The sequence below is a fragment of the Pedobacter sp. GW460-11-11-14-TSB4 genome (assembly GCF_059423705.1).
The window spans coordinates 14873-28363 of the sequence record NZ_JBWKYI010000016.1 but is presented as its reverse complement, the minus strand read 5'-3'; the positions used below and the strand labels follow the sequence as shown (position 1 = coordinate 28363).

The following is a 13491-nucleotide window of genomic DNA, read 5'->3' as shown; positions in this document are numbered from 1 at the left end:
GGTTTAAAAAAACAAAACTTACATTTAGCGATTAAATCTATATACCTAGTCGATGAGCAGATCGGAGCGGTATAACCACCAGTTATGGAAGACCATTTTTTTGAACAAATTATTAAGAACCCTCTTGAACAACCAAATATTCCACCCAATGAAGTGATATCCCGTTGGGCAGAAAAGTTAATTCAGGTACTTTTTCCAGAAAATTCCCCTAAAGTATTTTCAACGATTACAGAAGTAAAAGAATATATTGCTGTTTTGGAACTTGAGCTTTATGATATCATATCGGCCAGTTGCAGGCTTAAAAATAGTGAATGTAAAAATGCAGCCGGTCAGTTTTTTGAAGAACTACCAGCGCTTTACCGTGTATTGAATACCGATATCGTAGCCATTTATGAAGGCGATCCGGCGGCACAGAGCAGGTTTGAGGTAATCAGAACCTATCCGGGTTTTTATGCCATCTGTTTCTACAGGATTGCCCATATGCTTTATAATTTCGGTATACCATTGGTTCCGAGGATACTTACCGAATATGCCCATTCTAAAACAGGTATCGATATCCACCCGGCAGCGAGTATTGGCGAGTACTTTCATATCGATCATGGAACTGGGATTGTTATCGGCGAAACCAGTACAATAGGCCGTTATGTGAAACTTTATCAGGGCGTAACACTTGGCGCGTTAAGTGTTAAGAAAACACTGGCAGGCAGCAAACGCCACCCAACCGTAGAGGATAGGGTAGTTATCTATTCCGGAGCGACCATACTAGGCGGCGAAACCATCATCGGACATGATAGTATTATCGGGGGAAATGTATGGCTTACTGAAAGTATTCCGGCCTTTTCTACGGCTTATCATTCTCCAATAATTACCATTAGAAACCATAAAGAAACCAATTAAATATATTAAAATATGGCAGGAATAATCGATCTGATCGGAAATACGCCAATGGCTGAACTTCAAAAGCTGAATATTAACCCAGCTGTACGGGTATTTGCCAAATTAGAAGGAAACAATCCGGGCGGTAGTGTTAAAGATAGGGCATCGCTCAATATGATCAGAAGTGCAATAGAACGGGGTGATGTAGTGCCAGGAACTAAACTGGTAGAGGCTACAAGTGGTAACACCGGCATTGCATTGGCCATGATTGCAAGTTTATATAACTTAGAAATTGAACTGGTGATGCCAGCCAATTCAACACGCGAACGTAAGGTAACGATGGAAGCCTTCGGCGCAAAAGTAACCCTGTTGGAAAGTATTGAAGATTGCAGGGATTATGCAGAAGAAAAAGGCGTTTCAAAAGGATATTTTTTATTAAATCAATTTGCCAATCCAGATAATTACCTGGCTCATTATAAAACAACCGGACCTGAAATATGGAGGGATACCGAAGGAGAGATTACACATTTTGTAAGCTCCATGGGGACAACAGGCACCATTATGGGTTGTTCGAGGTTTTTTAAGGAAAAAAATAACGATATTCAGATTATTGGCTGTCAACCCACTGAAGGTTCTTCAATTCCAGGCATCAGGCGTTGGCCTGAAGAATATTTGCCAAAAATATTCGATCCGCTAAGGGTAGACCGGGTAATGGATATTGCACAGGAAGAAGCAACCCTAATGTCGAGACGAATGGCTAAAGAAGAAGGTTTATTTGCAGGAATGAGCTCAGGCGGTGCCTGTGCAGCTGCATTGAAGCTGGCCAGCGAACTGGATAAAGGAACTATTGTTTTTATTGCTTGTGACCGGGGAGACCGCTACCTAAGCAGCGATCTTTTTGGTTGAGGATAAATCATTAATCTTGCTGGGCTTTTTTAGATAAAAGCATGCGAACCCTTTGCGTAATGGCTTCCATTTCAAAGGGTTTTTCTATGTAATCATCCCAATGCGTTTTGTAATAAGCACCCTTATGAATGCCATTTCGTGATGACATGAGCAGGATAGGAATGGAACCATGTACCGATAGCTTTAGTTCTGTACATATCGCCCTTCCGTCGGTCATACCCAACATATTATCGATTAAAATAATATCGGGTTGGAAAGCAGCAACCTTGCTATGTAAATCCATCGCACTGGAAAGGTTCATGGTAATGTAGCCTTCAAATTCGAAGATCATCTTTATGGCGTCAAGCGTGGCAGGATGATCTTCAATAATTAATATTTTTGGTTGGGATAGGGAGAACATTTTTTGTATGATTTGTTAAGGAAAGCTAAGATTACCAGTACCTCTTTTTTTTAGCAATAACTCAAATATTTTCGAGTCTGTTCTGGTGAGGCTGTCAAGCGAGTTGCGTAAACTCTGGTTCACCAGACTTAAATTGGTAAACATGGTTCTAAGTGTTTCGTTTTCATCTCTCAGCTCCATAAGTTCATGGGCTATGCTCCCAAAATCTCTTATCCAGCTGTCAAAACAGTTTTTATCAATTGCTAAGGCAGTATAAATTTCTTCGGGATCTCTGCCGTTGTAAAATTCCTGGATGCTGCCAATAATTTTAGCAGGGCTGTTAGTCGGTTTCATGGTTGGTTTTCGGATGCTGTTTGCACAGAAGGCTAAACCGTCCCCTGTCTAGACCTCCTGCGGCACAGCAATATTTTAAAATGTTTTCAATTAGGGATAGGGACAAAGAAATAGAGCGTTTTAGAGTTATCAAAATTTTTGGCTACGCACTAATACGCACCAACTTTAAATATTTGGATTTCAGTGAGAAGGGTGAAATGTAATTGGCATTTGAGTTCATTATATATAGTTTTTGATGAATTAGCGTTTTAAATAAGCCATGCCGTCAGGCGTGTAACAAATCATCCCGGAAAAGACCGTTTCTGTCGACATGGCTAAAAAAGCGAGTACAACCCAGACAAAATGCATTAAGCCTGTTTGGTTAAAAAACGGTATCGCACCGCGTGCACTCTAAATAGCTATATGCAAAGAGGGTGCGGCAGCTTGCTTATGGGGATACGCATTTCTACGCACGTAGATGCAAGTTGTTGTTTTAAAGATGGTTAAGTAATTTTAGGTTATTTGTTATTGAAATAAGGACAGAGAAAAATCAATTTATTTTTGTATATTATTTAGGACGATTTGGTGAGGTCTAACATCCAGGTGAGCATATTTGTTTCACCATCTATGCCAAGTTTTTTCCGAATTCTGTATTTACGGCTTTCAACCGAACGCACACTGAGTTTACAGGTCCTGGCAATTTCTTTAGTATCGAAATTTAACCTGATGTAAGCACAAAGTGTTAATTCTACGGGTAATAGCTGAGGTGAAATCTCAAGCAGCCTTTCGATAAATACAGGTTCAGCCTCACTAAAGCGTTTCATAAACGATGGGTCTTTGGCATGAGCAAGTTCTATAAGTGCTTTTAGCGAAAGCTGCTCAACAGGTTTTTCTGTTTTTGCGTCGAGTTGTTTACGATAACCTTCCACCTGTTCCTGAAGCAGGATCCGTTGTCGCCGGAAATGCGCATTATGCCGCGTTAATAACCTTAAACGTTGTCCGTAAAGGCCAAGGCTGATGAGTATTCCTTCAATTATTCCGGCCAAAGTGAGTAAATTAAAACTGTAGGATTGAAAGGGGATGAATTCCGTTAAACAAAAAACAAGGTAAATCGAAATCAGCGCTACAGGAATCCATCCGAGTACGTAACACCAGATGAGTGGATTGTTTTTGGCATATCCGCGGATGATGATAACTTTAACACTACTGAAAAGAAAAAGTAAAGAAGTTAATAAAAACAATACCTGTGTAAATACATTGGTGATGTTTCTGGCATCCCATAAAGAGCAGATTAGAATTAAAGCCCATCCAAACATTAAAACCTTAAAGAATTGATGCAACTGAGGGAGTTGCCGCCTGAGTTTTAAAAAATAACTGTTAAACAGCACCGTACAAATATAGCCGAGGGCAATAAAAAAATGAGCATGCACTACAATAAACCTGGCGATTGCCTGGTTCAGCAGTAAGCCATAACCTTGAAGATAGCAAACCATGACAATAAAATAGAGCAAAATAATCCGCGCTGTATAAAGTGCAAAGAGTTTACTTCGTGTAACAACGAACATAAAAACATGAAAAATGAGAATCATTAATTCAATACCCATGTAAATAGGCTGTAAACTATGTGCTTTAAATAAAGCATGGTTCAATACCGATTCGGTAACCAGTTTAACAGGTACCAGTAAAGTATTCATGGCCCGCATTCTCACATATACTTCGCCAACAGGTTCTTGTGCCTGTTGTAAAGGGAAAACATAGCCTGTACCCAGAATGTTATCATTTTGTTTCAGGTTGAACATACCAGAATTGATCTGGATTAGCTTACCGAGTTTATCGCGATAAAATACGCTGATGGAATCGATATTTGCATAATTGATAAACAGATAAGGAATCGTTTGGGTGTTTTTGGTAAAACGGAATTTCATCCACCATACTTTTCCGCTGGTTCCGCCATTAAAAATTGCTGACTTGCCTTTTGAAAAATAAGCTGACTTAAGTTGCGCTACCTTTTCAAAAGATGTTGTTTTGAGCGTATCCTGCCAAAAGTATCCTGCTTTGCCAATATTATCAAAAGTTTGTTTCTCCACCTGAATCACCGGTTGAGCCATGCAAAGGCTGCCTTCTATTAAGAAAGCGATAAGAATAAAAATGGTCTTCATTAATTAAACCAATGTAAAAAAGCAGGGATGACTTATTACAGGGGAGAAATTATAGCTTTATAACAGTAAATCCAAATTTTATCTCAAAAAAGAACATAATCCGAATGGTTTGGCATTCAGATCAAATTTGTATTTTAGACCAAGCCAGAAATTTTATGCATCAACTCATTATACAATACGCTTTCTTACTTGCAATTATTCTGTTTGTTGTCATGCTGGCACAAAAAATCCGTGTGGCATATCCTATTGTGTTGGTCATAGCCGGTTTAGCATTAAGTTTTTTACCGATCCTTCGCAACATTGAAATTGAACCAGAACTCATATTTGTAATCTTTTTACCACCGTTGCTGTATGAGGCAGCATGGAATACTTCGTGGAAAGATTTCTGGAAATGGCGTAGGGTAATCAGCAGTTTTGCTTTTCCAATTGTTATTTTTACCTCCAGTATTGTAGCGCTAATTTCTCAAAGCCTGATACCAGGTTTTACATGGGCCCTGGGCTTTTTGTTAGGTGGCATTATTTCTCCACCAGATGCCGTATCCGCATCGGCCATACTTAAAAATGTTAAAGTACCTAAAAGGCTCACCACCATATTAGAAGGCGAAAGTTTACTAAACGATGCATCCAGTTTGGTGGTATTCCGCTTTGCATTAGCAGCCGTAATGACCGGAAGTTTCGTATTTAGTAAGGCTGCAGGTAATTTTGTGCTGGTTATTGTAATGGGCATTTTGATCGGAATTGCGGTGGCCTTAGTTTTTTACGCGCTACACCGGTGGTTACCTACCACTACCAATATTGATATTATCCTTACTTTTTTAACGCCCTATGTCATGTACATCACTGCAGAGGAATTTGAGTTTTCTGGTGTATTGGCGGTAGTGAGTGGAGGTTTGTTTCTTTCGGCCCGCAGAGACCGTATTTTGACCCATAGGAGCCGGCTGCAGGGCATAAATGTTTGGGAAGCCGTGGCTTTTGTATTGAATGGCTTTGTTTTTTTATTAATTGGCTTAGAATTTCCGGTTATTATTCATGGCCTGGGTAATGATGGCCTTTTACCCGCCATCCGCTATAGCGCTATTATTTGCACGGTTTTAATTGTCACCAGGTTAGCCAGTACCTATGGTGCTTTATACTTCACACGTTTCATTAGCCGTTATATCACCACAGCTGATCCAAATCCAAGCTGGAAAGCACCTTTGCTTTTTGGTTGGGCAGGAATGAGAGGGGTGGTTTCTTTGGCTGCAGCACTTTCTATTCCGGTGGCTTTAAAGTCGGGTGAAGCTTTTCCCCAGCGTAACTTAATCTTGTTTATTACCTTCAGTGTGATATTGGTTACTTTGGTTTTGCAAGGCTTAACATTACCAGCATTAATAAAATGGGTAGATATGCCCGATCCGGATTATACAGTTTCTTTCGAACAACAAAAACAAATGGTGAGAAAGAAATTGTCCATGTTATCACTTAAGATCCTGGATGAAAAATACCACGATGCCTTATTGCATAATGATATGATCAGATCGATAAAAATTCGTATTGAGGCAGAAATGGAATTGTTGCGGGATTGGGAAAAAGAAGAAAACATTTCACGGGCTGAGGGCTTTTACCACGATTATCGCGTTGCACTTGAAGATATCATGGCTGAACAGCGTATTTTATTGAAAGGGTTAAACAAAAAAGAGCAGATTAATGATGAACTGATCAAAGAACAGTTAGAGCTGCTCGATCTGGAAGAAGAAAAACTTCGCCGGCATTTTAGTCAGCGGGATGCCTAAACATCAGCTTCTCTTTACGGTACCATTGCTCAATTTTATCCAATTAAATGTGTAATCATAGTCGCGTAATGTGCCCACATTGTGCGGTGTTACACATACATGTTTACACTACATAGCTGTAATTTCGGATGTCGTTTATCTGATGAAATAAAGCTATGAAAACAAATTACTTTTTAAAAAGACTCATTTTTTTGATGCTTGCCAGCCTGGCAATGCTTTCGTGTAAGAAAAATATTAATGAACATCCGGAAGAAGGAGGCAAAAAACAAACTGTAAAATTTATGGTTACGGGGGCTAATAATGATCTGGGAACGGCAGGGGATGCGGTAAATGCCCCGCTTAAAGACCTGATTAAACAGTTAACCATTGTGGTTTATCAATCGTTTACCGGACAAGAGTATACCCGTGTTACCCAGCTCGCTACCGATCCTAATTTTGGGGAACTTAGTTTAGACCTTCCGCTTAATACCTATAATTTTGTGGCTATCGGTTCTCGGTCGTTATTTGGCATTAATCAATTTTATCAGGGTGCTACCAATACCGTTATTTTGCCTTTTAATGAGGGAAATATGCAATATTGGCAACCTAATCAGTCTCCATCCGAAAAATTATACAAAACAGATGATACGTTTGTAGCAACCATTATGAACACCATAAATGCCAATCAGACTATTAATTTAAATATGGAAAGGATTGTGGGTAAGCTGGAAGTGCTTGTAGAAGATGTAGCCAATTACGAAGTTGATGTAAATAATGAAGCAACAGGTTATCTGTTTGCCGCAAAAACATCATTTGGCAGTATTGAAAATGATTTTGGTTATATCGTAAATAACACAAAAGGCCCAATTAGTATTTATATTCTCCGTACCGATAAACCTTTGGAAATTGAAGTGAGCGGTGGTGGAAGAAGGCGCTCGCTTTCTGTTCCGGTTTATAAAAATAAAAGAACGGTGGTAAAGGGCAAATTACTGGAACCTATTGGGAAAGTTGGGTTTAGCTTTGTGATTAATGATAAATGGCTGGCTGATACTACACTTGTAACACTTTAAACCGGCCATTTCATGCTGTGTTTATAACTCGTTATAAGCAAGCCTCTAAATGATTAAAATATAATGATATATTTGCTAATTAATTTAGTAAGTATGTCGGTAAAGGTTAATATCACTTCAAAGGGAATACAAAAGGTACTTAAAAACTATAATGAAAAGCAAGCCATTGCCGAATACATCTGGAATGGTTTTGATGCCAATGCAAATACCATACGCGTAGATTATGTAGCCAATCCGCTTGGTCTTTTGGAGGAGCTCACCATTGCTGATAATGGATATGGAATCAATTTTGATCGTTTACAGCAAAAATTCGATCCCTTTTTTGAATCTGAAAAATCTATCCAGATTGTGGCGCCCAAGCATACTTCTAAAATGCATGGCCGTAACGGGGTAGGGAGACTTACGTTTTTTACCTTTGCGCATGATGCCGTTTGGCATACCACTTACCAATCAGCGCAGGGCTTTCGTTATGGTGAAATAAAAATTAGCACTGGTGGTTTAAATAGTTATAGCCACGATTTTACTGCTGCCCCGACTGGTGTTGGTGAGACCGGGACAACAGTTTCTTTTGCCAATTTGAGGATCAGCCTGCAAGATATGGAAGAAACGGTACTTCCTTTTTTGATAAACGAATTCTGTTGGTTTATTGAATTGAATAAGCATAAAAATTATTCAATTATTGTAAATGGCGAAACATTAGATTTTAGCAGCAATGTTAAAACCTTAGAAGAGTTTAATCTTTTTTATCTCGATACGGCCGTTACTTTTAAAATTAAATATGTGCACTGGAAAGAAAATTTGCACAAAGAACTGTCTAAATATTATTTTTTAGCCGAAGGAGAAGAAATTTATAAGGATTACACTACCTTAAATAAAAAGAGCGACGATTATTTCCATAGTGTTTACATCGAAAGTGATTTTTTTCGTGATTTCGATTTTAAGAGTTTCGAAAATGAAGGACAGGTAGCCATATTTGGTGCCGCTAAATCTTCGGCCGAATATAGATTTGTAATTAAAGCACTAACAGAATATCTTAAAGGTAAACGTAAACCATTTTTAAAAGAGTATGCCAATCGCTTGGTTGAAACTTACGAACAGGAAGAGATCTTTCCGGTTTATGCCACCGAAAGGGAAAAAGAATTAAGGAAACCAGCCCTGGTTAATTTGATTAAGGCATTATATGAAATTGAACCCAAATTGTTTAGCAGTTTAAATACCGATCAGAAGAAAACTTTGGTACGCCTGATCGATCTTTTAATGCGCTCAAACCTACGTGATGAGATTTTTGAAATGTTTAATGGCCGGATAGAATTAGAGGCTGAAGAAAAACATGAGTTATTGCAGTTGATAAAAGGCCTTGAATCAACACAAAATTAGATTGAAATTAATAAGTATTTAGTAATTTGTTGCCGATAAAAACAACTTTAGATGAAAAGATTCCTGTTATTGATCAGCATTTTACTCATGAATACCCCATTGCTGTTCGCACAGCAAAAAGAGCGTAACCTTAATATTGTTTTTATTGGCAATAGTATCACTCAAGGTGTTCAGCTCGCTAATCCTGCTGATGCCCCACCTGCGGTAGCCGTTGCTTATCTGCTTAGACAAAAAGGAATAAACGAGGTTAAATTCAGCAATCAGGGCCATAGCGGTTACACCACTCTTGATTTTTTACCTGGCGCAGGCCGCACTTTTAATCAAGTTGAAGAAGCAGCCAATGCATTTACCAATAAAGAAGCACTACTGGTTTTTTCATTAAAGCTCGGCACCAACGATAGCGCTATCCAGGGACCACATGGGGCTCCCGTTTCACCTGATCGGTATATCGAAAATGTAAAAACCATCATAGAGAAATTATTGGCCGATTTTCCAAAGGCTATTGTGGTATTACAGCACCCTATCTGGTATAGTCCAAATACTTATAATAGCTCAAAATATTTGCAAGAGGGCTTATCGAGAGTGCAGGCTTACATTCCAAAAATTGATAGCCTTGTTACAAGTTACCGTTTAACAAAACCCAAACATGTTTTCGTGGGGGATAAAAAGGCTTTTGCTTATTTTAAAAAACACCATCTAACCGAGCTGATTCCAGAAAAGGGGCAGGCGGGTACTTTTTACCTGCATCCAAATAAATCAGGTGCAGTATCTTTAGGCGAATTTTGGGGCAAAGCCATTGAACGGGTGGTAAAGAAAAATTTTTAATCCCATGGGCTGGGTTAGCCAATATTCATAAATCTTTGCGATTTTGATATTATATAGTCATTTTTATAGCAGCAGTTAGTTGTCAAACCCCGTTTTATGAAGATCATTTATGATTAAATCCTTTCTGTTTTTATATGAGTGACCAGGTAGGATATTTTGGAACAAACCTGCCCATGAAAATTTACGGGTTGAGCGAAAAATCGGTTACCTTAACGTTCGGAACGGCCATTGACAACGATTTATTGAGCCTGATTACCGATTTTAATCAGTTGCTGCTACAAAATCCTTTTGCTGGTTTAATTACCACAGTTCCGGCTTATACCACATTAACTGTGTTTTTTGATCCGCTAAGTGTGATGTTATCAGGTCTTCCGGGCGAGGCTTGTTTCGATAAGGTATCGGCACATTTAAATAAAATTGCACAAACAAAAAGAGAAAAATCGAGTGTAATAGCTGATAAACTGGTTATTCCGGTCTGTTATGGCGGCGATTTTGGCCAGGATCTTTTAACGGTTGCCCGCACCAATAACCTGACCGAAACTGAGGTAATCGATATACATACCGCCGGACAGTACATGGTTTTTATGATCGGTTTTGTGCCAGGTTTTGCCTACATGGGTGGTATGGATGCGAGATTATCCACCCCCAGAAAAGAAATTCCCAGTGCTAAAATACTCGCTGGATCTGTAGGTATTGCAGGCCATCAAACGGGTATTTATCCTTTGGAAACCCCGGGTGGATGGCAGATTATCGGCAAAACCCCATTAAAGATGTTTGAGGTAAACCGTTCTCAACCATCCCTTTTAAAGGGAGGTGATCAGGTTACTTTTAAAGCCATTGGTATAGATGAGTTTAATGCTTACGCTGAAATATGAGTATGAAAATTAGCATCATTAAGCCAGGCTTGTTAAGCACCATTCAGGATTTAGGCCGGTACCGATACCTTTCGCAGGCTGTACCTGTTTCGGGGGCGATGGATGAGCTGTCGCACCGTCTGGCCAATAAGGCAGTTGGTAACGATGATCATCATGCTACCATCGAGTTTACTTATGCTGATGCTTCATTTAAAGCTGAAACACCTGTTCTGCTTTCTTATTCTGGCGATGGTGCATTTTTGATTTACAATGATGAGTTAATGCCTGCAGAAAAGCCATTGTTTTTTCCGGCAGGTTCGGTTATAAAGCTCATCAGTAACACCATTGGTGCGCGTACCTATTTGGCTGTTGCTGGTGGATGGGAGGTGCCGGATGTAATGGAAAGCAGAAGCACCTATCTTACTGCTGCTTTTGGCGGCTTTAAAGGGAGAGCATTGCGAAAAGCCGATGTTTTGAGCAGTGGTACTATTCTTAATGAAGTATCGAATGGGATAATAAAACAATTAATCAACCGGTCGTTAATCTACCCAAATTGGCGTATTTCACGCGAAAGTTTACTGCCAGAGAAAAGGCAAACCATTAGGGTTGTACTCGCCAATGAAATCAGCTGGTTTGATGCCACATCCATTATTTCATTTTTAACCAATTTTTATACCATCGACAGAAGGAGTAACCGCATGGGTTATCATTTATTGGGAAAACCATTGGTGAGGAGGGTTAAACAGGAATTGCTCAGTACAGCAGTAACACCCGGGATTATTCAGGTAACCGGAAGTGGCGATTTGGTTATACTCATGGCCGATTGTCAAACAACAGGTGGTTATCCGCGTATTGCCCATGTTGCAGCAGTCGATTTGCCTTTATGTGCACAGTTAAAACCTGGTGATGCCATTCACTTTTCCGAAATTTCGAGAGATGAGGCAGAAGAACTTTACCTTGAACGGGAACGCGATTTATCATTGATTACCACGGCCATAAGCCTAAAATATATTAAAACATGAAAATGATCGACCTTAATTGCGACATGGGAGAAGCATTTGGGAATTATGTTATGCCCAATGATGAAAAACTGATGGAATATATTTCATCGGTAAATATTGCCTGTGGTTTCCATGCCGGCGATCCGGCTGTAATGCAGCAAACGGTCGCTTTAGCCTTAAAAAACGGGGTGGCCATTGGTGCGCACCCGGGTTTGCCCGATTTGCAAGGTTTTGGTCGCAGAGAAATGAAGATTACTGCAAACGAAGCCTATCAGCTTACTTTATATCAAATTGGTGCATTAAGTGCTTTTGTAAAAGCTGCAGGCAGCAAATTACATCATGTTAAAGCACATGGTGCATTATATAATATGGCTGCAAAGGACAGTAGTTTAGCAAAAGCCATTGTACAGGCTGTTTACGATTTCGATCCAAGTCTGATTTTGTATGCTCTGGCAGGTAGCAAGATGATTGAGGAAGCTGAAAAAGTGGACATAATAACCGCATCCGAAGTTTTTGCCGACCGTAGTTATCAGGATGATGGATTACTGACTCCACGCTCTGCAGACAATGCTTTAATTACGAGCGAAGAAGAGGCTGTAAATCAGGTTTTGGGATTTGCTTTAAAGCAGGAAGTACGGAGTACAAGTGGAAATCGTATCACAGTCAGGGCCGAAACGGTTTGTTTGCATGGCGATGGTGAACATGCTGTTGCTTTTGCTAAATTAATAGCGGAGCGATTAAAAAAAGAAGGTATTGTTATTAAAGCCCAGGTAATATGAAGCCAAAATACAACTGGAGTGTACTTTTAGGGGCTGCTTTTTTAATGGCTTCATCGGCTATTGGTCCTGGTTTTTTAACACAAACAGCCGTTTTCACCCAACAGTTGGGGGCGAGTTTTGCGTTTGTGATATTGTTATCCATCGTATTAGATGCCATTGCACAGTTGAACATCTGGCGGATTATTGCCGTTGCTGATAAACCTGCTCAGGATATCGCCAATAAGGTATTTCCAGGCCTGGGTTACTTTATTTCTTTTCTGGTTTTTTTAGGTGGTCTGGCTTTTAACATTGGTAATATTGCAGGTGCTGGTTTAGGACTAAATGTGTTATTCGGCATTAGTGTAGGTCAGGGTGCTGTTATCAGTGCTATTATGGCAATTGGCATTTTTATTTACAAAGAAGCAGGTAAGGCGATGGATGTTTTTGCCAAAACCATGGGGCTGATTAAAATTGTACTCGCCTTAATTATAGCCTACACCAGTTCGCCGCCATTGGCAGAAGCCGCATTAAGGGCTGTAAATCCTACACAATTCAGTTTTACAGCAGTATTAACCATAGTTGGTGGAACAGTTGGCGGTTATATTACTTTTTCAGGTGCACATCGTTTATTGGATGCCAGACAAACCGGAATCCAGAATTTAAGCGCCGTAAATAAGGGTGCACTAAGCGCCATCGGACTCGCATCTGTTATGCGCTTATTGTTATTTATTGCGGCTTTAGGGGTAGTTAGTAAAGGTTTTACTTTAGATCCATCCAATCCGGCAGCTTCGGTTTTTAAACTGGCCAGCGGCGAAATCGGGTATAAAATTTTTGGTGTAGTGATATGGGCTGCGGGGATTTCATCGGTTGTGGGCTCTGCATATACCTCCATCTCTTTTATTAAGAGTTTTCACCCCATGATCTTAAAGTTTAACAGAGAGATTATCATTGCCTTCATATCCATCTCCTGCATTATTTTTATCCTGATTGGTAAACCCGTTAAAATACTGCTTACTGTAGGCGCCATTAATGGATTTATTTTACCTATTGCACTGGGTATTATGCTTATTGCTGCTTATAAAATCAAAATTATCGCAAATTACAAACAACCGTTTTGGTTAACCTTAACCGGCTTAGCGGTGGTATTAACCATGGTTTGGATGAGTTATGGCACCATTATACAAATGATAAACGGAGAATAA

At 39.6% G+C, this 13491-nt stretch carries 13 protein-coding genes; 10 read left to right on the top strand and 3 right to left on the bottom strand.

Translation table 11 applies throughout. The features are described 5' to 3' along the window. The first annotated feature begins 84 nt into the window (after positions 1–84). Together epsC and cysM are read left to right on the top strand one after the other, a co-directional pair. A complete protein-coding gene (gene epsC / locus AC07YT_RS15915; RefSeq protein WP_086546564.1) occupies positions 85–897 on the top strand; it encodes a serine O-acetyltransferase EpsC in 813 nt (270 codons plus the stop codon). 12 nt (positions 898–909) lie between these two features. Beyond that, positions 910–1782 (top strand): cysteine synthase CysM, encoded by an 873-nt coding sequence (cysM, locus tag AC07YT_RS15910; RefSeq protein ID WP_086546563.1) that lies wholly within the window; start codon positions 910–912, stop codon positions 1780–1782. Positions 1783–1792: 10 nt separating this feature from the next. On the opposite strand, the gene AC07YT_RS15905 is transcribed toward cysM, so the two are convergent. The 3 genes from AC07YT_RS15905 to AC07YT_RS15895 all read right to left on the bottom strand — a co-directional run bounded on the left by AC07YT_RS15905 (position 1793) and on the right by AC07YT_RS15895 (position 4653). Next, a complete protein-coding gene (locus AC07YT_RS15905; RefSeq protein WP_086546562.1) occupies positions 1793–2182 on the bottom strand; it encodes a response regulator transcription factor in 390 nt (129 codons plus the stop codon). Positions 2183–2197: 15 nt separating this feature from the next. Continuing rightward, entirely contained in the window at positions 2198–2515 is a 318-nt protein-coding gene (locus AC07YT_RS15900) for a hypothetical protein (protein WP_086546561.1), read from the bottom strand. Positions 2516–3066: 551 nt separating this feature from the next. Next, complete coding sequence (locus tag AC07YT_RS15895) at positions 3067–4653, bottom strand: 7TM-DISM domain-containing protein (RefSeq protein ID WP_086546560.1); 1587 nt, start codon at positions 4651–4653, stop codon at positions 3067–3069. Between the two features lie 155 nt (positions 4654–4808). Between AC07YT_RS15895 and AC07YT_RS15890 the strand changes: the two genes are divergently transcribed. The 8 genes from AC07YT_RS15890 to AC07YT_RS15855 all read left to right on the top strand — a co-directional run bounded on the left by AC07YT_RS15890 (position 4809) and on the right by AC07YT_RS15855 (position 13491). Continuing rightward, positions 4809–6425, top strand: coding sequence for a Na+/H+ antiporter (locus tag AC07YT_RS15890; protein ID WP_086549338.1), 1617 nt, complete (start codon positions 4809–4811; stop codon positions 6423–6425). A gap of 155 nt (positions 6426–6580) precedes the next feature. After that, positions 6581–7474: a FimB/Mfa2 family fimbrial subunit gene (locus AC07YT_RS15885; protein ID WP_086546559.1), complete on the top strand. Its 894-nt coding sequence runs from the start codon at positions 6581–6583 to the stop codon at positions 7472–7474. Positions 7475–7567: 93 nt separating this feature from the next. After that, the gene (locus AC07YT_RS15880) at positions 7568–8851 is read left to right on the top strand and encodes an ATP-binding protein (RefSeq protein WP_494945404.1); all 1284 of its coding nucleotides are present in this window, start codon (positions 7568–7570) and stop codon (positions 8849–8851) included. Positions 8852–8902: 51 nt separating this feature from the next. Then, entirely contained in the window at positions 8903–9676 is a 774-nt protein-coding gene (locus AC07YT_RS15875) for a GDSL-type esterase/lipase family protein (RefSeq protein ID WP_086546557.1), read from the top strand. 134 nt (positions 9677–9810) lie between these two features. Next, entirely contained in the window at positions 9811–10551 is a 741-nt protein-coding gene (pxpB, locus tag AC07YT_RS15870) for a 5-oxoprolinase subunit PxpB (protein WP_494945403.1), read from the top strand. Beyond that, positions 10548–11552, top strand: coding sequence for a 5-oxoprolinase subunit C family protein (locus AC07YT_RS15865; RefSeq protein WP_494945402.1), 1005 nt, complete (start codon positions 10548–10550; stop codon positions 11550–11552). Before pxpB ends, AC07YT_RS15865 begins: the two co-directional genes overlap by 4 nt. Further along, positions 11549–12310, top strand: a complete 762-nt coding sequence (locus tag AC07YT_RS15860; protein WP_086546555.1) for a 5-oxoprolinase subunit PxpA — start codon at positions 11549–11551, stop codon at positions 12308–12310. Before AC07YT_RS15865 ends, AC07YT_RS15860 begins: the two co-directional genes overlap by 4 nt. Next, entirely contained in the window at positions 12307–13491 is a 1185-nt protein-coding gene (locus tag AC07YT_RS15855) for an NRAMP family divalent metal transporter (protein WP_086546554.1), read from the top strand. Before AC07YT_RS15860 ends, AC07YT_RS15855 begins: the two co-directional genes overlap by 4 nt.

Bases quoted from the DNA above. Each gene is read 5' to 3' on its own strand.
- epsC (WP_086546564.1), top strand. From the start codon at position 85: ATGGAAGACCATTTTTTTGAACAAATTATTAAGAACCCTCTTGAACAA.
- AC07YT_RS15890 (WP_086549338.1), top strand. From the start codon at position 4,809: ATGCATCAACTCATTATACAATACGCTTTCTTACTTGCAATTATTCTG.
- AC07YT_RS15885 (WP_086546559.1), top strand. From the start codon at position 6,581: ATGAAAACAAATTACTTTTTAAAAAGACTCATTTTTTTGATGCTTGCC.
- cysM (WP_086546563.1), top strand. From the start codon at position 910: ATGGCAGGAATAATCGATCTGATCGGAAATACGCCAATGGCTGAACTT.
- AC07YT_RS15865 (WP_494945402.1), top strand. From the start codon at position 10,548: ATGAGTATGAAAATTAGCATCATTAAGCCAGGCTTGTTAAGCACCATT.
- AC07YT_RS15855 (WP_086546554.1), top strand. From the start codon at position 12,307: ATGAAGCCAAAATACAACTGGAGTGTACTTTTAGGGGCTGCTTTTTTA.
- AC07YT_RS15895 (WP_086546560.1), bottom strand. From the start codon at position 4,653: ATGAAGACCATTTTTATTCTTATCGCTTTCTTAATAGAAGGCAGCCTT.
- AC07YT_RS15875 (WP_086546557.1), top strand. From the start codon at position 8,903: ATGAAAAGATTCCTGTTATTGATCAGCATTTTACTCATGAATACCCCA.
- AC07YT_RS15905 (WP_086546562.1), bottom strand. From the start codon at position 2,182: ATGTTCTCCCTATCCCAACCAAAAATATTAATTATTGAAGATCATCCT.
- AC07YT_RS15900 (WP_086546561.1), bottom strand. From the start codon at position 2,515: ATGAAACCGACTAACAGCCCTGCTAAAATTATTGGCAGCATCCAGGAA.
- pxpB (WP_494945403.1), top strand. From the start codon at position 9,811: ATGAGTGACCAGGTAGGATATTTTGGAACAAACCTGCCCATGAAAATT.
- AC07YT_RS15880 (WP_494945404.1), top strand. From the start codon at position 7,568: ATGTCGGTAAAGGTTAATATCACTTCAAAGGGAATACAAAAGGTACTT.
- AC07YT_RS15860 (WP_086546555.1), top strand. From the start codon at position 11,549: ATGAAAATGATCGACCTTAATTGCGACATGGGAGAAGCATTTGGGAAT.